This is a genomic window from Rhodococcus globerulus NBRC 14531 (assembly GCF_001894805.1).
GTDB classification, from domain to species: domain Bacteria; phylum Actinomycetota; class Actinomycetes; order Mycobacteriales; family Mycobacteriaceae; genus Rhodococcus_F; species Rhodococcus_F globerula.
This window is the reverse complement of sequence record NZ_BCWX01000005.1, coordinates 190,267-211,209: the sequence shown is the minus strand read 5'-3', so window position 1 is coordinate 211,209 and position 20,943 is coordinate 190,267. Positions and strand designations below refer to the sequence as shown.

Annotated in this window: 22 protein-coding genes; 10 read left to right on the top strand and 12 right to left on the bottom strand. The window is 63.1% G+C overall.

The genetic code is table 11. The features are described 5' to 3' along the window. Positions 1–121: 121 nt before the first annotated feature. The 3 genes from RG2_RS24705 to RG2_RS24695 all read left to right on the top strand — a co-directional run bounded on the left by RG2_RS24705 (position 122) and on the right by RG2_RS24695 (position 2,653). Positions 122–1,321: an acyltransferase family protein gene (locus RG2_RS24705; RefSeq protein ID WP_172936913.1), complete on the top strand. Its 1,200-nt coding sequence runs from the start codon at positions 122–124 to the stop codon at positions 1,319–1,321. Further along, a complete protein-coding gene (gene msrA, locus RG2_RS24700; protein ID WP_033235189.1) occupies positions 1,239–1,952 on the top strand; it encodes a peptide-methionine (S)-S-oxide reductase MsrA in 714 nt (237 codons plus the stop codon). The genes RG2_RS24705 and msrA overlap by 83 nt, the downstream gene beginning before the upstream one ends. Positions 1,953–2,059: 107 nt before the next feature. Beyond that, positions 2,060–2,653 (top strand): Rv1733c family protein, encoded by a 594-nt coding sequence (locus tag RG2_RS24695; RefSeq protein WP_230590206.1) that lies wholly within the window; start codon positions 2,060–2,062, stop codon positions 2,651–2,653. Between the two features lie 64 nt (positions 2,654–2,717). Here RG2_RS24695 and RG2_RS24690 read toward each other — a convergent pair whose 3' ends face one another. Beyond that, the gene (locus tag RG2_RS24690) at positions 2,718–3,647 is read right to left on the bottom strand and encodes an LLM class F420-dependent oxidoreductase (RefSeq protein ID WP_033235188.1); all 930 of its coding nucleotides are present in this window, start codon (positions 3,645–3,647) and stop codon (positions 2,718–2,720) included. 27 nt (positions 3,648–3,674) lie between these two features. Then, positions 3,675–5,450: a PH domain-containing protein gene (locus RG2_RS24685; protein WP_230590204.1), complete on the bottom strand. Its 1,776-nt coding sequence runs from the start codon at positions 5,448–5,450 to the stop codon at positions 3,675–3,677. 477 nt (positions 5,451–5,927) lie between these two features. Here RG2_RS24685 and RG2_RS24680 point away from each other — a divergent pair, with 477 nt between their 5' ends. Genes RG2_RS24680 through RG2_RS24665 form a run of 4 tightly spaced genes read left to right on the top strand, consistent with a single transcriptional unit; the run spans position 5,928 to position 9,327 of the window. After that, positions 5,928–6,785, top strand: coding sequence for a DUF4328 domain-containing protein (locus tag RG2_RS24680; protein ID WP_230590202.1), 858 nt, complete (start codon positions 5,928–5,930; stop codon positions 6,783–6,785). Continuing rightward, positions 6,782–7,546, top strand: coding sequence for a glycerophosphodiester phosphodiesterase (locus RG2_RS24675; RefSeq protein WP_033235185.1), 765 nt, complete (start codon positions 6,782–6,784; stop codon positions 7,544–7,546). Before RG2_RS24680 ends, RG2_RS24675 begins: the two co-directional genes overlap by 4 nt. 30 nt (positions 7,547–7,576) lie before the next feature. Continuing rightward, positions 7,577–8,491 (top strand): DUF5926 family protein, encoded by a 915-nt coding sequence (locus RG2_RS24670; RefSeq protein WP_033235247.1) that lies wholly within the window; start codon positions 7,577–7,579, stop codon positions 8,489–8,491. Between the two features lie 47 nt (positions 8,492–8,538). Then, the gene (locus tag RG2_RS24665; protein ID WP_033235184.1) at positions 8,539–9,327 is read left to right on the top strand and encodes an alpha/beta fold hydrolase; all 789 of its coding nucleotides are present in this window, start codon (positions 8,539–8,541) and stop codon (positions 9,325–9,327) included. On the opposite strand, the gene RG2_RS24660 is transcribed toward RG2_RS24665, so the two are convergent. From RG2_RS24660 to RG2_RS24640, 5 genes are all read right to left on the bottom strand, one after another. Beyond that, positions 9,324–9,869, bottom strand: coding sequence for a ferritin (locus RG2_RS24660; protein WP_033235246.1), 546 nt, complete (start codon positions 9,867–9,869; stop codon positions 9,324–9,326). The two genes, RG2_RS24665 and RG2_RS24660, sit on opposite strands and share 4 nt — an antisense overlap. 90 nt (positions 9,870–9,959) lie before the next feature. Continuing rightward, positions 9,960–10,505, bottom strand: a complete 546-nt coding sequence (locus tag RG2_RS24655) for a ferritin (RefSeq protein ID WP_033235183.1) — start codon at positions 10,503–10,505, stop codon at positions 9,960–9,962. A 46-nt stretch (positions 10,506–10,551) separates the two neighbouring features. Continuing rightward, on the bottom strand, positions 10,552–11,889 hold the full coding sequence (locus RG2_RS24650) for an LCP family glycopolymer transferase (protein ID WP_371851340.1): 1,338 nt from the start codon (positions 11,887–11,889) through the stop codon (positions 10,552–10,554). Between the two features lie 16 nt (positions 11,890–11,905). Beyond that, positions 11,906–12,760 (bottom strand): CPBP family intramembrane glutamic endopeptidase, encoded by an 855-nt coding sequence (locus RG2_RS24645; protein WP_045066276.1) that lies wholly within the window; start codon positions 12,758–12,760, stop codon positions 11,906–11,908. Beyond that, entirely contained in the window at positions 12,732–13,529 is a 798-nt protein-coding gene (locus RG2_RS24640) for a DUF2470 domain-containing protein (RefSeq protein WP_033235181.1), read from the bottom strand. The genes RG2_RS24645 and RG2_RS24640 overlap by 29 nt, the downstream gene beginning before the upstream one ends. Before the next feature lie 139 nt (positions 13,530–13,668). On the opposite strand from RG2_RS24640, the gene RG2_RS24635 reads away from it, so the two are divergent. The 3 genes from RG2_RS24635 to RG2_RS24625 are packed head-to-tail and all read left to right on the top strand — an operon-like array spanning position 13,669 to position 15,923. After that, positions 13,669–14,322, top strand: coding sequence for a hypothetical protein (locus RG2_RS24635; protein WP_033235180.1), 654 nt, complete (start codon positions 13,669–13,671; stop codon positions 14,320–14,322). A gap of 21 nt (positions 14,323–14,343) precedes the next feature. After that, positions 14,344–15,258 (top strand): prephenate dehydratase, encoded by a 915-nt coding sequence (gene pheA, locus RG2_RS24630; RefSeq protein WP_033235179.1) that lies wholly within the window; start codon positions 14,344–14,346, stop codon positions 15,256–15,258. After that, positions 15,255–15,923 (top strand): histidine phosphatase family protein, encoded by a 669-nt coding sequence (locus tag RG2_RS24625; protein WP_033235178.1) that lies wholly within the window; start codon positions 15,255–15,257, stop codon positions 15,921–15,923. Before pheA ends, RG2_RS24625 begins: the two co-directional genes overlap by 4 nt. 9 nt (positions 15,924–15,932) lie before the next feature. On the opposite strand, the gene RG2_RS24620 is transcribed toward RG2_RS24625, so the two are convergent. From RG2_RS24620 to RG2_RS24600, 5 genes are all read right to left on the bottom strand, one after another. Then, positions 15,933–17,996 (bottom strand): acyltransferase family protein, encoded by a 2,064-nt coding sequence (locus RG2_RS24620; protein WP_033235177.1) that lies wholly within the window; start codon positions 17,994–17,996, stop codon positions 15,933–15,935. Between the two features lie 40 nt (positions 17,997–18,036). Continuing rightward, on the bottom strand, positions 18,037–18,864 hold the full coding sequence (locus tag RG2_RS24615; RefSeq protein WP_051730589.1) for an ESX secretion-associated protein EspG: 828 nt from the start codon (positions 18,862–18,864) through the stop codon (positions 18,037–18,039). Continuing rightward, positions 18,861–20,093: a PPE domain-containing protein gene (locus RG2_RS24610; RefSeq protein ID WP_033235176.1), complete on the bottom strand. Its 1,233-nt coding sequence runs from the start codon at positions 20,091–20,093 to the stop codon at positions 18,861–18,863. The genes RG2_RS24615 and RG2_RS24610 overlap by 4 nt, the downstream gene beginning before the upstream one ends. Positions 20,094–20,150: 57 nt before the next feature. Beyond that, a complete protein-coding gene (locus RG2_RS24605) occupies positions 20,151–20,450 on the bottom strand; it encodes a PE domain-containing protein (protein ID WP_033235175.1) in 300 nt (99 codons plus the stop codon). A 141-nt stretch (positions 20,451–20,591) separates the two neighbouring features. Next, positions 20,592–20,942, bottom strand: a complete 351-nt coding sequence (locus RG2_RS24600; RefSeq protein ID WP_033235174.1) for a metallopeptidase family protein — start codon at positions 20,940–20,942, stop codon at positions 20,592–20,594. Position 20,943: the final 1 nt, after the last annotated feature.

The following is a 20,943-nucleotide window of genomic DNA, read 5'->3' as shown; positions in this document are numbered from 1 at the left end:
AGTTCAGCTCAGGTAGTCATTCCCTGACAATAAAGTTCGGGTAACCGAAAACTGCGTGATCTCGGACATTGGGGCATCCGGAAATTCGTCGTAAAGGTGAACGGAACCTTAAACTTGCTCGATGCCCGCACCAGTTTTTCTCCCGGAGTCATCAGAGGCGGCACCGCCTCGGGTGTACCTTCCGGGCGCTGACCTGCTGCGCGCACTCGCTGTTGCGGCGGTGATCTACTCCCACATCTCGTTCTACGTCATCGACGATCTCGGCTCCGGTTGGTGGCTGATCGACGTCGTGTACGGCGCCTTGATCGAACCGGCTCAGCTAAATCAGCACCTGTCTTTTGTCGGAGTCGCGACGTTCATGATGTTGACCGGCGCCCTGGTGACTCGGTCCGCGATACGTGATCGGCCGGGCAAATTCCTGACCAACAGATTGAGTCGACTGGTACCGGCATTCTGGGTGGCAATTGCGATTGCCATCCTGTTGGTTCGTCTCGGTATCAACGGCATGTTCAGTGGCCAGGACGGTATTTCGAATACCCAGGCGTTGATGAGCTTTTTCCTCGGCGGGTTCTTTCTCACGCCCGAAGTGGCTGTTCTCGGTGTGACCTGGACGTTGACCGTCCAATTCCTGTTCTACCTTGCCTGCGTGGCGATGCGGCCGATTCTGCGGATGCGGCCGGTCATCATGCCGCTCGGCGGGGCAGCGCTGTGTTCGCTGGTGTTGCTCTACAACATTTACGCACCGATGCCGTACACCGTTCCGATGCTCTCGAAGATCGCGGCGACACTCCCGGCGGTTTTCCTCGGACAGATCATGTACCTCGCGTGGGCGCGGCTGGCGCCGGGGCGATGGCTGATCGTCGCCGTTCTGGCGCAGATTCACGTGATCCTCGTGGCCACCGAGTTCCGCGTCTACTGGGCCGGTGAGAACTATTTGTGGACCATCACCGTCGTAGCCGCCGCGGTGGTCCTCATCGGCCGCTACGACGGCGGCCCGACGCGCTGGGCGTTCGTGAAGTGGTTGTCGACGCGGAGCTACATCATCTACCTCGTCCACACGCTGATTCTGTATCGCGTCGTCGAGAACACGACCCCCCACGTCGGTCCGACGCTCGCCTTCGGCCTCTTTCTTGTTGTCACGGCGGTCGTCGCGGAATTCGGCTATCGCTGGGTCGAACTGCCAGGTGCCCGAGCCGTCACGGCATGGCGGAACAAGCGCTCACGCGTAGAATCAAAGAATGAGCTGGTACGACGACATTCTGGGGCGAGCGTCCGCACAATCCACCCTGATCAGTCCGCAGGACGCACTGCCAGGACGTGAGACCGCGATGCCAGTGCCTGCCGCGCATTACGTGAACGGGCATCCGCTGACGCCGCCGTTCCCCGAGGGGTTGCAGACCGTCGTCGTCGGTATGGGTTGTTTCTGGGGTGCGGAGAAGGAGTTCTGGCAGCTTCCGGGCGTCTACAGCACCGCTGCCGGATATGCGGGCGGATACACCCCCAATCCCACATACGAGGAAACCTGCTCGGGACGCACCGGGCACACCGAGGTAGTTCTCGTCGTCTTTGATCCGGCCGTCATTTCGTACGAGCAGATCCTGGCTCATTTCTGGGAAAACCACGATCCGACGCAGGGGATGCGTCAAGGAAACGACCAAGGTTCGCAGTATCGATCCGCGATTTTCACGACTTCCGAAGATCAGGAACAGATCGCGCACGCATCTGCACTTGCATTCGGCAAACGATTGACTGACGCCGGTTATGGCGCAATTACGACGGAAATAGGTCCGCTGCGTGATTTCTTCTATGCCGAGGACTATCACCAGCAATATCTTGCAAAAAACCCCGGCGGATATTGCCCAGTGCATGCCACGGGAGTCAGTTGCCCGGTAGGACTATTGCGCCAAGATCAGGTGCCGGCACAGACCGATATTCTTCCGCCTCGCGAATAGTTGGTGTTGGAGGACACATGTGATTCCGATCGTTAATACTTGCAACTAGATCGAAATAGAGGGAATCTCGATAGCAAGAGTGTCTTGTCGAGAGAACTGAGCGCATCATGTCCGCTAGTACGCGAGCAACAGCGTCGTTGCTCCGACGCACCATTCACGTCGGCCACGACCCGATGGTCAGGCGTAGTGATCGCATCGAGGGATTCATGTCCTTCGGCTTGATCGTTCTTGCGATCCTGCTGGTGCCGTTTGCCATCTGGGCAGGCGGCGCTACGGCGGCAAGCCAGAATGCCCTGATCGCCGACCAGGCCAGGAGCACCCATTCCATCGCCGCCGTCACGACAGGCGACTCGGTCACGTCCAGTGTCGCGACCGCCGATTACATTCCTGCGAACACCGAAACAGCACCGGCTCAGTGGAACTGGAACGGGCAGGTTCATCGCGAAGACATCACCGTCGACGAGACCACGCCTGCCGGCACTTCTGTCGACATCTACGTCGACAACAACGGTGACAAAACCATTGCCCCGATCACGCAGAGCGCAGCAGACGTGGCTGCGGTCGTGACCGGAATCTTCACGTGGTTCAGCGTCATGTCGCTGCTGACCATCGGTTTCATGCTGATTCGGGTATGGCTGGACCGTAGCCGCGACGCGCAGTGGGACCGGGACCTGCGCGCGTTCCTCGACGCACACGGCTAGGGCTTCGCCCCCTGTGCGCCTTTTTGGTAGTGGGCGCTACCAAAAAGACGCACAGGCCGAAGGCCTACGCCAACTGCGGCATGACCTCGCTCGCCACCAGTTCGAGATGATCCAGATCGCTCAGATCAAGCGTCTGCAGGTACATACGCTCTGAACCGGCCTCGGCAAATGCTCCGAGTTTGTCCACCAGCTCCGACGGCGTTCCCGCCAAGCCGTTTTCACGCAGTTCGGCTACTTCGCGGCCGATGGCAGCAGCTCGCTTGGTTATTTCCGCCTCGTCGCGTCCACAGCACAAGACCAGTGCGTTGGAATACGTCAGCTCGCTCGGGTCCCGGTTGATATCGACACAGGCCTGACGAACGAGCCCGAAGATGTCCTTGGTCGCGTCAACGGACTGGAACGGGATATTGAACTCGTCGGCAAACCGCGCAGCCAAGGCCGGTGTCTTCTTCTTACCGACGCCGCCCATCAGAATGGGCGGTCCGCCGGCCTGGTGCGGCTTCGGCAACGCCGGAGAATTCTTGATCTGAACGTGCTTGCCGTCGTAGTCGAACTGCTCGCCGACGGGTGTGCGCCACAAGCCCGTCACCACGTCGAGGGTTTCCTCGAGCAGTTCGAAGCGGTCCTTCAGCGCCGGGAACGGAATCCCGTACGCCTCATGCTCCTTTTCGTACCAGCCGGCGCCGATACCGAAGTCGACGCGGCCACCACTCATCTGGTCCACCTGCGCGACGGAGATGGCAAGCGGGCCGGCATAACGGAACGTTGCCGACGTCACGAGCGTGCCGAGGCGGATCGTCGATGTCTCGCGGGCAATGCCGGCCAGCGTGATCCACGCGTCGGTCGGTCCGGGAAGGCCGTCGGAATTCATGGCCAGATAGTGATCGGAACGGAAGAACGCTCCGTACCCGAGCTTTTCGGCCGTCTGGGCCACCGCGAGTAGTTGTTCGTAAGTAGCGCCCTGTTGGGGTTCGGTGAAGATACGTAGATCCATGCGCTCAACTCTGCCACTGCGGGTGCGTCAGGGCAGCGCGGGAACGACAACACCCACCTGTCCGGCGGCAAGGCACAGTGACAGTCCGGGGGTCCGCGGCGCTACCTTGACGGTTGTGCCGTCGCCGACAACCTGCACGAATGCCGAGTGCAGGCCCTGCTTCACGGGTACGGAGACCGCGTCACCGGTGGTCAAGGACACGTCGATCGTTCCGTCTGCGCTCGCGAGATAGTTGAGCTGAACTGTCCAATCCCAGACGGCCAACGGTCCGTCCAACGTCAGTTCTGTCGGGCCGTCGACACGTGTTCCGCACTGCGGATCCGTGCCCTCGGGAATCCGTCGCGTGAACGTGACTTCGCCGTCGACGACAGTGCCGTTGTCGTTGATCAGTCGCAGAATCGGTGTACTGGAAGCAAATTCGGGTCGATCGGGCAGTGGGCCGAGTACCTGGGAAGCCATGTTGTTCGGGTTGGTGAAAGGAAGGAGAACCCAGATCGAGACCGGCTGATCGAGCAGCGGCGTATCCGTGTTCTGCGCCAACGACACCCGGGCATTCTGAAGATAGTCACGGGTTGGGCTTTCTCGCCAGACATTCACGAACGAGAATGTCGAGACCAGGGAACTGACGACAAACAGAACCGAAAGACCCACGGCAATAGCGCGGATCGGCACCGTGGTGTGGGAGTCGACGCGGGGTTCGACCCGGGGTGGCGCCGCGAAGTAGAGCGCAATTGCGAGAGCGAACACCGTGGCCGAATCCGTGAAATACCGCAGAGTCTGTGCCAATTCGTACGTCGTGCCCTCGGCGGTGCGGGTGACGGTCATCGCAGCAACCGACGCCAGAAAATACACAGCGGCGCAGATCCAGATCCAGGCAGCGCCTTGTCGGGAGCGCACGGTGACCACGAGTGCGGTGAGAAGCATGATCCAGGCAGCAATGACCAGGAACATCGGGGGATTCGCCCACGCGGGACCCGGAATCCATCGCTCCCACTGCCACGGCCCACCCAACAAAGTCGGGAGCATTCCCAAGGAAGTTCCGTGGTGCAGCAGGGCCGTGGACATGCTGCGACCGTTGCCCGTCACCGGCGATTCGACGGTGAACAGGTACACCGGAATCCAGATCGCGAGCACAACGGCACACGGAATCCACAGCGCCTTGGCTTTTTTCGCAGCGGTGAGAATCGGCGACGCGTCGGACTGCGTGCGCAGATACAAGACGACGAACACGAGCGCCACAAACGGCACGAGTACCGACTTCTCGAAGAACAGCAACGAGACCACAAAAACAGCGGTCCCCGAGACGGCATAGTGCCGTCGGCCGGTCCGCACGAGTTGTATCGCGTCGCCGCACACCCAGGCGAGAGCAATCTGCAGGGGAAGCGCATTGAGCGCCGCCGACCACCAGGCAAATGCCGGCAGAGTGAGCGGGATGAACAGATAGCCGAGCAACGGAATCAGCAGCGCCGGACGCCATCCGAGCACCAGTCTGAGCGTGCGGAGCAGCGCGAGTGATGCCAACGCCTGACCGAGGACGAGCAGCATCACCGGAAGAGCCCACTGGTACGGGGCAATTCGCGTCACGAGGCCCGTCAGGAAGAAGGCTGCCGGCATGAAGTGACCGTCGTGGTCGTAGAGCAGCAGTTCGCTCGAGAAGAGGGGGAAGCGAGCTCCGCGTCCGATCAGGATGAGATCGTCCCAGTAGAAGTAGTTCTGCGACGCCACCCACGTTCGAATACCGAGTGCGATCGCGATCGACGCGAGTGCGATCGGCAAAACGCACCTGGCACTGGGCTTGGTCATCGGGAGAGTCATCGCCTGGCAATGCTGCCAGGTGCCGTCCCACAGTGCTGCCAGGTGCCGCGTGAACGGATTGTCCGGTGGACTCCGGCCGCGAATTCACAGGGAATTCGCCCGCTTGTCAAATTCATCCTCGAGCCTGTGCATCGTTCGCTAACACCTGTCAGTAAACCCACAACCCATGAGCCCTGACCTGTGGATAAAGGTCTGTGGATTCATCCCAAGCTGGGGATGAACCTGTGGATAGTGTGGATAACTCGAGTTTTTCGGTGTCGCAGGTCACATTATCGGCACAAAGTTGTACCTGGAGATGAAGTTCAGGTTACGGAACAGCTCCGAAACCATTTGCTGCCGTTACCGATACGGCGTGACAGAATCGAGCGTGTGAACCAGCTACAGGTCTGCGCACGGTGCGCCGCACGATGGCCCGTCGTCGGTCCCGCGGGTAGATGGTGTCCCCGCTGCGGCGGTGTCCTCCTCATGCCGGTCCGCACCGACGTGTATCTGCCCCCCTCCCGTCGCGGCTTCCGGTGGATCGCCCGCAACCCCGGGGAACCACGTGGCGTCGGAGATCCCAACCCGCCGCGCACCGACCCGTCGACGCCCCGATACGACGCCGTCCCGACGTGGGGACTCACCGACGTCGTCGACACCAGCCCAGCCGAGGAGTCTCGCGCCGACCGGATGGCCGATCGCGTCGGCTCGTTGCTCACCATTGCGGCAGTCCTGTACGGGTTGGCCGTCTTCGCGGAACTCGGCCGCTACACGATCCTGGTGTACAACCAGACCCGTCTGGTCCCACAACTGTTGTTGCGGCTGTCGGACGCCGCCGTCTACTTCACGCAACTCGGTGGGCTGCTTACGGCTGTTCTCGCCGCCGTGGCCGCGGTGTGTTGGCTGCTACGTGCGCGCCGCGACCTGTACGCGCGGGAAAAGCGCGCTGATCCGCGCTCACGCGGTGAAATCCTGGTCGGCTGCGCCGTGCCGGTCCTCAATCTCGTGATGCCGCCCGTATATCTACTCGAACTCGTGCGCCGCGACCCGCGCGGGAGCCGGCTCGTCAAGATCTGGTGGGGGTTCTGGGCGTTCAGTGGCTTCCTCCTTGTCGTGAACGCGTATTGGCGCTCGCGACCCGGCCTCCAGGCAATGGCCGATGGAGTGCTCCTCTCGGCCTTCATTGCGTTGATCGCCGCTGTCACCGCTGCGCTCCTGCTGGCGGTGATCCGGCGTATCGAGCACAAGGATTGGCGAGGCGAACCGGACACCGCGACCAGATGGGTGCCGGTTCCACGATCGGTGCTGGAAAACGCCGTGCCGGAAAAAGCAGCCGCTCAGTGAGCCCGGATCGCCGAGGCCCGCTTGTCGTAGCGCATCGAGGCGCGTCGGCTGCGCGGCCGGAACACACGCTTGCCGCCTACGAGCTTGCCCTCGAAGAAGGGGCAGACGGGCTCGAGTGCGATGTCCGGCTCACCCGCGACGGCCACCTGGTCTGTGTCCACGACCGCAAGGTCGACCGCACGTCCAGCGGCACCGGCATCGTCAGCGAGATGACCCTCGATTCCCTGACCGCACTCGACTTCGGATCAACCGGCGAGCCCGCAGATCTGCTGACCCTGTCCGAACTCATCACCTTGGCGCTGGATTTCTCGCGTCCGGTGAAACTGTTCATCGAAACCAAACACCCCGTGCGGTACGGCGGACTGGTCGAAGCGAAACTCCTCGCCGAACTGCACCGCTTCGGCATAGCGTCGCCGCCGTCCGCGGATCATTCCCGGGCCGTCGTGATGTCCTTCTCGGCCAGCGCGGTGTGGCGCGTGCGCCGAGCAGCTCCCCTTCTGCCGACGGTCCTTCTCGGGGATGCGTCGCGGTATCTCGGCGGCGGCGCGTCGACGGCTGTGGGAGCGACGGCGATCGGCCCGTCGGTCAAGGCGCTGCGAGAGCATCCCGATCTTGTGGACCGCGCCGCTGCGGCCGGACGCGCTACCTACTGCTGGACCGTCGACGACAAGGCGGATGTGGACCTGTGCCGTGAGCTCGGGGTCAGTTGGGTGGCCACAAACCATCCCGGACGCACGAAGCAATGGCTGGGCAGTGCTTGATCGCGGGTGATCCCGTGTAGTTTTGCCCTCGTGGCTAAGAAGAGCAAGAGAAACAGTGGACCGAAGGTAGACAGTGGGCGCGCAGCGAAGCTCGCAGCCCGCCAAGCAGAGCGGGACGCCGCATCAGGCGCGGTCAACCGCCCGTTCGAAGGCCTCGCGGCAGAGTGCGACCTGGTTGCCATGCGCGAATTCGTTCCTTCGGCCACGGCTCCGCTGCCCGTCATCGGCTCGGATCGTCCCGTCACCGTCGCGACGGTTCTTCCCGGCGCTGTTGCAGCACTCGTCCGCAACGAGGGTGAGACGGCAACCGGATTTGTCGGTGTTCAGGTTCAGGCTCACTCCGCAGATCTGGGCGCAGACCTCGCCGCATCCGTGACGTGGGTTGCCGACGCAGCCCCCGGCGACGCGCTCCCCGCTGCCGATCCGGCGGAGGACACCCCGGCCGTCACCGCTGTCGTCGATCCCGCCGCACTGCTCGACATCACCGTCTACCAGGATTTCAACTGGTGGATCCCCGAAGGCACCGAAACGGATGCCCAGGTCAAGGCCACCGTTGAGCAGGCCAACGCGGCAATCATGCCGTCGGCTCGGCTCGAAGGTGACGGCCTCGTCGCAGCCTGGTGGGTAGACGCCGGCGAGAAGGCGCACCTGCGTTGGGTTCGCCCCGAAAGCGAAGACGATCTGATGCTTGCACTGGCTCGCGTTCACGCTGCCGGCGGACTGAACCTGGGTGAGGGTTCGCGTTACGCGGGATCCTTCCGCACCCACGGACTGCTGGTTCCGGTCTTCGACCTGGACCCCGAGAAGCACGCAAACGAGTGGGTTGCGGCAACCGTCGAGTTCGGCGATCGCCTGGCGCAGGCCCTGGCCGTCGACGCGCCTTTGACGTCGGCCGAACTGCGTTCGCGCGACGGACTGCGTGGACGTCAGGTCACGCTGCGCTGATAGCGCTTCTATAGACGTTACGCAGGGTCACGTATAAAGTTCTACGGATGACCTTGGCGCACGACATCTCCGGTAGCGGTCCCACGCTTGTGCTCGTCCATGGCATTGTTCATCGGCGCCAGGCGTGGGATTCGCTTTTGGATCAGTTGATGCCCTATCGGCGCGTCGTCACGGTTGATCTCCCCGGCCACGGGGATTCTGCGCTGCCCGAACTCGGGACTGATGTCATGGGCCAGTTGATCGACGACGTCAGTGCATTCATCACAGAGGTGACGCCGCCGGGCGAGCGCGCCCACGTCGCCGGTAATTCTCTCGGCGGGTGGATCTCACTCTGCCTTGCGGCACGCGGCGACGTTGCTTCGGCAACGGCGCTCTCGCCGGCCGGATTTTTTGTCAATCATCTGGATCAGGTGCGCGCGATAGGCACGTTTCAGGCACTCCGAAGCACGGCCAAACTCTTCGGCGACGGATTGCCCCGCGCGTTGCAGTACAAGCTGATTCGCTACCCGGCGCTTGCCGCGTTCTTTGCGCATCCGAGTCACGTCGACTACTCCGCTGCCCTGGCCGACTGCCGTTCACTTATCTCGAATGAGCTTGTCGATCTAGGGATGGAACTCGATTTTGTGCTGCCGCCGATCGTGAATCCGGCTGTGCCCGTGACAGTTGCGTGGGGCCGACGCGACCTGATCCTGCCGGTCTATCAGGCCCAGCGCGTGAAAAAGCCCTTCCCGCAAGCAAAACTCATAGTTTTGCCTGGGGTAGGGCATGTTCCGATGACCGACTCACCCGAGCTGATCAGCTCGATTCTGCTGGCCGGCAGTGAGTTGCGGCGTTAGACGGCTCCGCCGGCAACGGCGGGTGCTCCCGAAGAATCGCCAACGACGCTCATTTCACGAGACACAAAATCCTCGATGTCGAACAGGTTGGCGCCCGCACGATCCGCGATGGTGAGAAGTGTTGTCATGCTCGCAACTTCCTCGACCTGCTCCTTGAGGAACCACTGCATGAACTGCTCACCCAAGTAGTCGCCTTCCTCGCGAGCGGTGCTCGCGAGCTGAACAATCTGCTCGGTGACGGACTTCTCCTGGGTGAGTGCAAGCGCAATGGCTTCCCGGACATCCTTGAAGTCGGACTTGGCGCCGTCGACACCCGTGAGTTCGACGTTGATGCTGCGATCGAGGAAGTACTGGACGATCATCATCGCGTGATTGCGCTCTTCAACGGCCTGCTTGTAGAAGTGCTTGGCAAGCTGCGGAAGATCGGCGTAGTCGAAATAAACAGCAGTTGCCGTGTACTGGTGCGAGGCGTTGAATTCGTTGCGAATCTGGTCTCGGAGGAGCGCATGGAATTTAGTCATGTGTGTGTCACCAGAAGTCATGAACCCCAAGATAGTGCAGGTCAGGGGCACTGTCATCCCAGTGCAGCCTTATTGTGGTAAGCGTTTCCAAACTAATGGAAACCTAATTATTCAAGCCCCGGCACCCGCAATTTTCGGAGCAGTGGCATCGGCTGCGGGCGGATTGTTCATCTCGCGCGCCACAAAGTTTTCCAAGTGGAAAAAATTGTTTCCTGCCCGATCCACGATCGACAACAACGTGGTCATACTCGCGACTTCCTCAACCTGTTCCTTGAGGAACCACTGCATGAACTGCTCACCCAGATAGTCTCCGGTGTCACGAGCAGTGCGAGCCAGACGCGTGATCTGAGCCGTGACGGTGTGCTCCTGCTCGAGCGCCAATTCCACAGGTCCGCGCACATTTTCGAACTTCGTGACAACCTCGTCGACTCCGGGAATCTCGACGTCGAGATCGTTGTCCAGCAAGTACTGGATCATCATCATGGCGTGGGAGCGTTCTTCGCTCGCCTGGTTGTAGAAACGCGTCGCCATTTGCGGAAGATCATGCGAATCGAAGTACACGGCCACCGCGACGTACTGCTGAGACGCCGTGAACTCGTTCCGGATCTGCTCACGCAGAAGAAGGGTGAATTCGCTCGAGTTCTTCGCCTGTGTCATGTCTCCAGGTTACTGCGTGCAGGCCGCCGTCCGGGATCTACGTTGCTCAGCCGGGTGTGACCAATTCCGCAGGAATCTGCTGATCATTGGCGAGCGCGTCGAAGAATTGTGATGCCTTGGTCTTGTCCCACAACAGAACGTCACCCGAGCCGTCGACGTAGTCGAATCCGCCGACGGGAACCGTTGTAGTTGTCATGCCGCCGCGCAAAGCCCACGCGAGTGACGCCAGATTCCAGATGTGGTCACCGTTGTCGACCTGAAGCGACTTTGCCGTGTCGGTGGCAAGGGACCACAACCGGAACGGATTGAGGAACGTCGTAGGACTGGTGGCCTTCGACAGCAGAGCCGACATGAACTTGCGCTGATTGTTCATGCGATCAAGATCGGCCAGCGCCGTTGCGCGGGTACGCACAAATCCGAGCGCCTCCGAGCCTGTCAGGTCCTGACACCCGGCAGGCAAGTTGATACCGGCAAGGGGATCGTCGATCGGAGAATCCAGGCACACGTTGACCCCGCCGACAGCATCGACGATTCCCGCAAAACCGCTGAATCCGATTTCCGCGTAGTGGTCGATCCGCAAACCCGTTGCTTCCTCGACGGTCTGCACCAGCAACGGCGCTCCGCCCCACGCGAATGCGGCATTGATCTTGTCGGAACCCTCACCCGGAATCGGAATATACGAGTCACGCGGAATGCTGACCATCGTGGTCTTCCCACTCTTGGGCACATGGACCAGCATGATCGTGTCCGTGCGCTTGGGTCCGGTATCGCCACCGGTCGCGAGCGCCTGCTCCTGCTCCGGAGTCAGACCGTCGCGGCTGTCCGAACCCACGATCAACCAGTTCGTGCCAGGTGTATCCGCGACGCGGCCGGCGTAGTCGGGAAGTGCGTCGATCCGATTCAGTGAATTGTCGACGTAGAAAATCGCGCCGACAAACGCGAGAAGCAGCACCAGCAACGTGATGCCGATGCGCTTGCCCCAATTCTTGCGTCGACGAGGCGCCGACGGCGGCTGCTGACGCGGCGGTGGCTGGCGGGGTGGCTGATTCGGCGGCGTCCTCCGCGGGGGTGGCGGGGGAGCTTGACGGTATTGCTGCGCTTGCCGATCCTGCGGTGGCTGCCGGTTCTGCTGGGGGTCCCGGTACGGCTGTGGTTGCTGCGGCGGGGCCCAGTTGTTGCGGTTTTGGGGTGGCGGGGTCTGCGACCACGCCCGGTTCTGGGGTGGCTGGTTCTGGGGTGGCCGGCCGTCACGGCGAATGACCTGAGTTCCCTCGGGCGGGCGCTGTCCCTCGGGCGGGCGCGGCGGCTGACGCCGCGGCGGCGGACCCTGAGGTGGAGGACCCGGTCGCGGCGGGCGCTGAGGATAGGGGGAGTCGCCGGTCACCAGTTCACGGTACCGGTCACGGCAACCAACCCACATGATCGCGAAGCAGGGCGTAACCGATGAACGCCACCATGTCGATGAGCGCGTGGGCGATGATCAACGGCCACAGGCGTCCCGTTCGCTGCCAGTACCGACCGAAGATCAGACCCATGACGACGTTGCCGACACCACCACCGAAACCTTGGTACAGGTGATAGCTGCCCCGCAGCAGCGACGACGCGAGCAACGACGAGTTCTCGCCCCACCCGAGCAGGCGCAGCCTGCTGATCAGATACGCGACAACAAGAACTTCTTCGGCGCTCGAGTTCGCGATCGCCGAGAGAATCAGGATCGGGACGCGCCACCAGTGATCGTCGAGGGCACTCGCCTGGACGGTGAGATTGATGTTCAACGCCTGCGCCGCGAGATAGAACAGCAGTCCGGGAAGGCCGATCAAGGCGGCAAGGCCAAAGCCGGGCGCGATGTCGCGTCGTAGCTTCGGTTTGGGAGGAAGGCCGGCTGCGGTCGGGCCGATACCCGCCCGCCAGAGCAGGTACAGGCCGAGTGCAGCCCACGCGAACAGTCTTGTCACACTCAGCAATTGACGAGCAAGGTCGATCCAGTCGATCGCTGCCTGCGACGGATTGAGCGCCACCGTCTGATCGGACAGGGCGACCGGCGTCGCGAGGGATTCGAGGAGCGACAAGACGCCGGAAAGGCCACTGAGGCCGAAGGTGACCAGCAGGACGATCGTGATCTCGATCCGCACACCGCGACGTTCGGACGCATCGAGAGCAGGTCCGGCGGGAGCGGGTGGGTTCAACCACGAGCGGACGGTTTGGCGGGCATTCACCCGCGCAACGCTATCCGTTGGCGGCGCCGCCTGTGACATGTGAACCGCCGGGGCGCAGGCCGTTGAGGAACGGGCAGCCGACAAGGATGCGGATCGCGCGGGACAGCGAGATGGCGTCGTCGACGGGGTTGGCAAACGGCATCCAGACGTCCCGGTCGCCGGTGTGGTCCTCGACGCGCAGACGCAGTCCGTAGCGATCGATTCCGAGGGGGCGTACCCGTCCGGTGCGCAGGTACGAGGGCAGTTTGCGTGTGAGCATGTCCACAAGGTCGCTGTGATCTTCGTCGAGGTGCTGCAACCACGCCGTTTCCATTTCGCAGAACGGATCGGGATGAGCGGCGAGCAGGTCTTCCACGGCGACGGGTTCGGCTCCTGACGAGTCTGCGACAACGGCCGACGCGAGGCTCAACCGGAGTAGTACCGAGGTGTGACCGAGGTCGAGGAGTGCCGGGTGCGGGTGTTCGGCGGCGACGTCGTCGGCCAGTACCCGCGATTCGTAGTCCGGCACCGCGTGCAGTGTGCCGCGCAGCCAGACGAGTGAGCGGACAGGTTCGCGCAGGGCCAGCGGCGCGTGGTCGGTGAGCTCCAACACTGCAGGTAGGCCGCCGTTTCCGGCGCTCCAGGCAAGTGCTGTTGCAGCCGAGCCGGAGGGGACGGCCACAACGATGTCGCCGTTGGATCGCAGGTGGTGCACCGATGTGACGGTCGGTTCGCTGCCTTCGATCGCGAGAACCGCATCCTGGGCTCGGGCGCAGGCGCTACGTACTCGTTCGGCGGTGGATGGACCGGTGCTCGTTTTCGTAGCCATGCTGCCCCCTCGGTGGGTGTTTCCGGTTACCTCACCGGCTGATGAGGTAACCCTAACCTAAGCTGCTGTGGTGTGAATCGCAAGACTTTTGCGCAACTCGCCTGAAATCCCCGACCGCACCCGCCACTACGGTGGAGCGGTGGCCATACCTCTTTCTCTCGGGTTGCCCCCGAAAAGTTCCCGTGGACTGCTCGACGGACTCCTCCTCGGCGCCCCTGGCGAACCCCGCGTTGTTCCCGCATCTGCCCTGCTCGGAGCCGAATCCGCTGGACGCGTCGTAGTTCTCCTCGATATCGACCCCGCGCGGTTGCGAGCGGACGCCGGTGCGTCGTACGAAGCGGTGCGCTTTGATCTGGAGTGCACAACCGAACAGATCGACGACGCCATCGCACTTCGCGTGCCCGCCCCGCTCGCGGTGTACGTCGACGGCGGCGACGAGGTTCTGTCTCCGGCCGAATCGGCTGCGTTGCTCTGTGAAGGAGGACGCATCCCGGGCCTCGATTCAGGGCACTCACCTGCCGAAATCGCCGATTTTCTGGCCGTGCTGGCCCACGAATCGGTGGGATTTGTCGCCCGAGCGGCCGACGCGGACGAGGTGATCGGATTGCTGTGCGGAACCATGGCGGCCCTGCGCGGCGACGACGCCCGCGCTGCCATTCTCGACCCGCAGCCGGCAAAACTGGCTGCGCTCATCCCCGAAGCCCAGTCCGCGTTGCGCGAGGTTCTCCTCACGATCGAGGTATCCGACCCGACTTCGGTGGAAACGGCACTGCATTCGGCAGGTTTGAGCTGATCGTTGCGTAACCTTTGAGGCGTGCCAAAAATCGCGTATTTCGGTCCGTCGGGAACCTTCACGGAGATAGCGCTCGCCCAGTTCGAGGCAGAGGGCGCATTCGACGAGCTGGTCGAACGGGTGCCTGCCGGTAGCCCACCCTCGACGCTCGACCTGGTTCGTGACGGCGTTGTCGACGGCGCCGTGGTGCCGTTCGAGAACTCGGTGGAAGGCGGTGTCGCGCCGACGCTGGACTCACTCGCCTTGGGCTCGCCGCTGCAGATCGTGGCCGAGACCGAGATCGAGGTGAGCTTTTCCATCCTCGTTCGCGACGGCATCAGTGCTGATCAGGTGCGCACCATCGGTGCCTACCCGCACGCGAGCGCCCAGGTGCGGGGATGGATCGCGGCCAATCTCCCGAACGCGGAAGTTGTGATCTCCTCGTCCAATGCCGGTGCCGCGCTGGACGTGCAGGCGGGAACCGTCGACGCCGGTGTGTCCACGGCCTTGGCCGGCCAGATGCTCGGATTGTCAAGCCTTGCAGACAATGTCGCCGACGTGGGAGGCGCGGTGACGCGCTTCGTGCTGGTCACCAAACCTGCGCCGGTACCGGCCAGAACCGGCGCAGACCGCACCGCCTTGGTGCTCCATCTGGACAACGCTCCCGGATCTCTGGTCCAGGCACTATCTGAATTTGCCGCTCGCGGAATCGATTTGACGCGAATCGAATCGCGTCCGATGCGCACGGAGCTCGGAACCTACCGATTCTTCGTCGACTGTGTTGGGCACGTCGAAGACTCCCTGGTGGCCGAAGCGATGCGCGCGTTGTACCGAAAATCCGGAGTTCGCTTCCTGGGGTCGTGGGCGACCGCGAATTCAACAGGGCCACAGCCTCCTTCGGATGAAACAGCGATCGCGTGGATCGAAGACCTCAAACGCGGAGAGGGAGAACGATGACCGGCAGGCTCATTCTCGTTCGGCACGGCCAGACCGAAGCCAACGTAGCGAAGCGGCTCGACACAGCGTTGCCCGGAGCCAAACTCACCCCGGAAGGGCTGGCGCAGGCCGAAGTTCTGGGCAAGGGTCTGGCCGCCGCGCCGCCGCTCGCCTTGGTGTCGTCCTTGGCGTTGCGCGCAAGGCAGACAGCGGGATTCGTCGAACAGGCCGCCGGGGTCTCACTGGACGTGCGAGACGGTTTGCATGAAGTGCAGGCAGGTGACCTGGAAGATCGCACCGACGAAGACGCGCACCGTCTGTTTGTCGAAACCTTCCATCACTGGCACACCGGCAACCTCGGTATGCGTATACCCGGTGGCGAAACCGGTTACGACGTCTTGGAACGGTATGTCCCCGTGGTCAACTCGCTGCGCGACGAGTTCCTCGAAGGGTCGTCGGGCGCCGGCGATATCGTTGTCGTGAGCCACGGCGCCGCCATCAGGCTGGTCGCAGCTCAGCTCGCGGGCATCCCGGGACTGTTCGCGGCGAACAATCACCTTGCGAACACCGAAAGCGTCGAACTACTGCCGCGCGCCGACGGCGGTTGGGATTGCTTGCGCTGGGGAACGGTGAACCCGCCGTTCGAGCACCGGCTCATTCCGGGCGCCGACGACGTGATGGGCTGACGCTCCAGCTCACCACCAGGTTGTCGCTGAACCTAACTGACGGCCGAGTTCCGGCGTCAAGGTTCGGACGTAGCTTGCTGTGAGGTGGTGGGAATCGTGGTACACCAACACATTTCCCTCCGTCACGCGGCATAGATCGGGACCACAGACACCATCGCTCAGATCCAGTAGCGCTACGTTGGAGAGTTCCGCAATTGCCTCCCACGCCGGGTTGATGTCGCTGAGCATGTCTGCCCGCGGCAACGCGCAATGATCCGCTGAGGTAGCGGTTGCCAGGCAGTCGATGGCGCGATACGGAACGCCGTCGTGGTGCAGCCATGGAGTATCGCGGATCGCGAGAACCTGAACGCCGCTCTGCTCCAGCTCGTGCCACACCTCGACGTAGGCTTCGGGCGTCACGTCGCCGGGACCGTCCGGACTGGGCCGGCTGGCGGTCGTGAACACATAATCGGGTGTGGTGGCGGCAAGTCGGTCGATGACCGCGCTCGACCACGGCGCACAATCCGGCACGTCGCTGACGGCGGGGCTCTCTCCCGCGACCAGCGGACAACCCATCTTCAGATACGTGTCGACCCGGAAACCATTGCTGCGGCCGAGTTCGTCGAGTGCGGTGATCCAGTGCTCGGAGTGGGATCCCCCGGCCAGGGCGATCGTGCGGTCTGCGTTCACGTCACCGTACGTGCAGGTCACGATGTCGATCTGCTGGAAATCCGAGATACAGCCGTCGAGCGTGGTTATCGGAAGATCCAGTGGTGCGTCGAAAATGGACGGAACCATGGAGGCTTGCGGGACTGAAACCCCGTCGGTCAACGTCAATGCGCCGGGGTGGGTGGGGATGTCGAGGGTATCGGCTGCGCGCTGACCCGTGCTCTGACTTCCCACGTAGGCCTGCCAACCGAACATTCCGGTGACGATGACCGCCGCACCGACGACGGAGGCCAGCAGGATCGGCCTCCGTGCCGGAGCATCGCGCTCGATCGGTACCTCGACCGCCATCCGCAAGCCGTAGGCCACCGCGAGCGATGCGGCGATAATCAACGTCCCGCCCACAAATCCGGCTTCCGGGCGCCCGGTCACAACGAGGGTGAACACCAGGATCGGCCAGTGCACCAGGTACAGCGCAAAGGCGAAGGAGCCAAGCTGCGAGAGGGCGGGGTGCGCGAGAATGTGTGCGGTCCAAGTCTTGTTGCCCTCGCCGCTGACTATCAGTGCGATGGCCGCGAGCGTGGGAACCAGCGTCCACGGTCCGGGGAATTGCTCGGCGCCGTCGAGGAAGAACCCACACAGCAGAATCGACGCCAATCCGGCGATGCCGAGAGCTGTTTTCAGTGCAAGTGGCCACGCTCCGACCCGCGTGATATTCCAGCGTGTCAGCATCAACGCCGCGAGTGCGCCCACCGACGGCTCCCACAGGCGGGCCGCGGAATCGTAGTAGTTCCAGGCTTGATCGTGGCCCGACATCACTGCGGCGTAGGTAAACGACGCAACAGCAAACGCGCCGAACACCAGCGTCAGTGTTGGTCGCAGAAGCTCTGGGCGAGTGCGTGATACGCATGACGCAACCACCAGCACCACTGCGATGGCCACGAGATAGAACTGACCCTGCACGGCCATCGACCACAAGTGTTGGAGCGGAGACACCGAACCGTCGGCCGCCAGATAGTCGCTCGACGTAAGCGCAAGCTGCCAATTCTGGAAGAAGCCGAGAACGGCTGTCAGCTCGTCGGCGAGGCCGGCCCATCGGGTTCGAGGCAACAGCACCAAGGCCGCCGCCGCGGTCAGGAACGTCACCGCCGCGATCGGGGGGAACAATCTGACGAATACCCGTTTGAACGCCGGTAGGGGATTGAGCGAGCCACCGGCCTCGGCGCGGCGAACCAGCGAACCGACAAAGAAGTAGCCGGACAGAACCAGGAAGACGTCGACCCCGCCGGATACCTTGCCGAACCACACATGGAAGACCACCACCAAGGCGATCGCGAGTCCCCGAAGCCCGTTGAGGTCTTCGCGGTACTGCCGTGTTCTCGGTTTGTGCGGTGACTCGACGGTGGTGGTGGGGGTGGTCAAAGGCATGCTGGGTGAAGGCTCCGGGCGTCTAGGGGATCGCCCTAGGTTACCGGGAGACGGCACCAGGCGATTCGGACAGCAGTTCTACCAGCGAATTCACCGCCTGTCGGAGCCGTTGGGGTGTTCCGGAACTGATCGAGCTCCACTGCGTACCGTCGGCCGACGTGCTTGACGACGCGACAACGCGGCCATGCGCGGTATTGAAGACCGACACCACTCCGGCGGGGAGATTCTCGGTGCCGACGCCCCGCGGGATGCCGACAATTTCGGTGAAGGACGTGCAGGTGACCATCGCACTGCCGAGCTGGCCGGCCTCGACGGGTGGTACGCCGGCTTGGGTCAGAGCGTCGGCGACGGTGTCTGCGTCGGGTCCGGCGTTCAGTGCGGCGCTCAGCATGTCGGTGGGTGCGTTGATCACGGCAATCGGCATGGGTTCCGACGGGCCGAGTGCGCGCACCACCGCATCTGCCGGATTCACGACTTTGTGAAGTGTGTAGATTCTGGTTTCTTCGTTGAAAGATGCTTCCACGCAAAGCGTTTCGTCGGCGGCAACGCACACCCGGGTCAGTGTTCCCTGGTTGTGGCTGCGCAGTGCAAGTTCCCATGCGGGGCGCGTCAGGGTGCGCAGTGTCGCAGCTATGCCGTGATGGATCTCGCCGCCCGGGAGAAGGTCACGCGCAGCCAAAGATGTTGCTGCACTGTGCATTGCGGCATCGTATTCGGCTACCGAATCCCAGAGTGCTGTGCCGCCGAGTACCACCGGGAGCACATCGAGGCCGAGGCGCTCGCGGGCGTACTCGATCTCCGCCGACGTCAGATCGACGGAGGGGAAAGCGTCGGTGTCGGTAGCTATTCCGAGATCAAGGGTGCTCACAGGCGCGATTCCACATCGGCGGCACCGATCACCGAGGTGATGACGGTACGCCCATCGGCAAAATGCTCGAAGTGCTTGAGGTAGTCGGGGGTGTCATGGAATTCGGTGTCGTCGTCATCCGTCGCGGCATGCCGACCACTGGCGACGGGGCCCGTTCCGGAACTCGGCGTAGCGCGGACGGCGTCGGTGCGGACGGCGTCGGAGCGCACACTTTCGGTGCCGACAGCATTGACTACTGTCCCGGACGCCGCGCGGGGCGTGATCTGGTCGGCAGAACTGACCGAAAGCCCTGCGCTGGTCGAATGTGCGCCGACGGGTGTTGTGGCGGCCGCTGCGGTGGTGGCTGCGGCATGCCGCCCGGCGTTGTTACCGCCGGTCAGGGCAGTCAATGGTGAACTCAGGAATGATGGTGCACCCGCGCCCAGCCCGCCGCCCAGCCCGCCGCCCAGGCCGACTGCCGCCGATACGGCACCAGCCCCAGCGGTGGCCGTCGTTGCGGCTGCTGTTGCTGCGGTAGTGGCGGCGTTGGCTCCGCCCAATACGGCGCCGAGCTGGGAAGCGGCCGCAGTGACTGCAGGGTTGGAGAGCGCCGACGTGATTGCCGCCGCAGCAGTGCGGACCGGCTCGACAAATGCGTTGACGGTCTGTTCGGCGACGCTGACATTCTGCGGAGAGCCCTGGCCGGCAACATCGGACATGGTGATGGATGGCGGCGGCTCGAACTCGTCCCGCACGGCGAGGGGAGCCGTAGCGGAATCGTAGGTTTCCATGGCCGCCGCTGCCCGGAGCTTGAGCTGCTCTGCAGCCAGTTCAGCCACCGCAGCCGATCCGGTGAGGGCGCCGCCGAGCGTGTACGCGGCCAGCTTGGCTGTTTCGACGGCAGCGATTTCCGGTAACGACGGCATGGCGATAGCCGCGACGGTGTACGTCGCCGACTGAACCTGCGCTTTGCCGCCGGTCTTCTGGGCGAGCATGGAAGACCGCGCCGCCCACTCCTCGAACGGTTTGAACTTGGCGAGAGCGGCATCGGCAGCGTCGCCCGTCCAGCCGATTCGTAGATTTGCCATCACTCGGCTGACCGTCGACGCAGTGTCTCCGAGTCCGGCGGATACTGCCGTCCAGGCTCCGCCCGCGACGCTGAGTGGCACCGGGCCCGCGCCGGCGATCAACGCAGCCGAATTGGGCGCTGCGCCGCGTGGATACCAGATGACGCCGGTGATGCCGACCATTGTTCTTCCCCCCAGAAGTGAAAATGTGCGAAGTAGTGACGTGTCTGCGGACGAGGATCAGAGTGGAGCCGAAGCCAGATCCGCCTGCGTCCGGTTGTCCTCGAATTCATAGGCGGCGGCGTAGCGGCGCAGTGCGGCGGCTGCGTCTTCGAGTTCGGCAACAGCGCGGTCGGCTGACGATGCCAAGCTTTCGGACGTCGCATTGAAACTGCTCGCGGCGCTGGTGGACACTTCGTCGGAGCCGGACGGCAGGACTTGCCGGGCGGGTCTTGTGGACGCGACGACTCCGCGCAGCCGTGCGGCCCCGGCTTCGAGTTCGAGGGCAGCGGTAATCAGTGCGTGAGGATCGACGTGCATGTGCCGAACTCCTAGGTGACCAGTGCGAATGATGGGCGAGGATCATCATCCGTCGCCCTACAGACGCCGAACGTCAAACTCCCCGCACCTACTTTGATGCGCGCCGGGAGCTGTCGGTTCCCTCGAAATCGGACTGGTTTCTCAACCCCACCCGAGTTCGTGCAAGCGGTCCTCTTCGATTCCGAAGTAGTGGGCGATCTCGTGGATGACCGTGACCGCAACCTCGTGCACGACCTCTTCTTCGGACTCGCAGATGTCGAGGATCGCGTCGCGGTAGATGGTCACCGTGTCCGGCAGGTATCCGCCGTACTGAGAATCGCGCTCGGTGAGGGCAATGCCCTGGTACAGCCCGAGAAGCCCCGGTTCCTCGGGGTCACGGGGTTCGACCAGGACAACAACGTTGTCGATGGCCTTTGCCAATTCCGGCGGAATGAGATCGAGTGCCTCGCCGACCAGGTCTTCGAACCGGTCGTCGTTCATGGTTACCGTCATG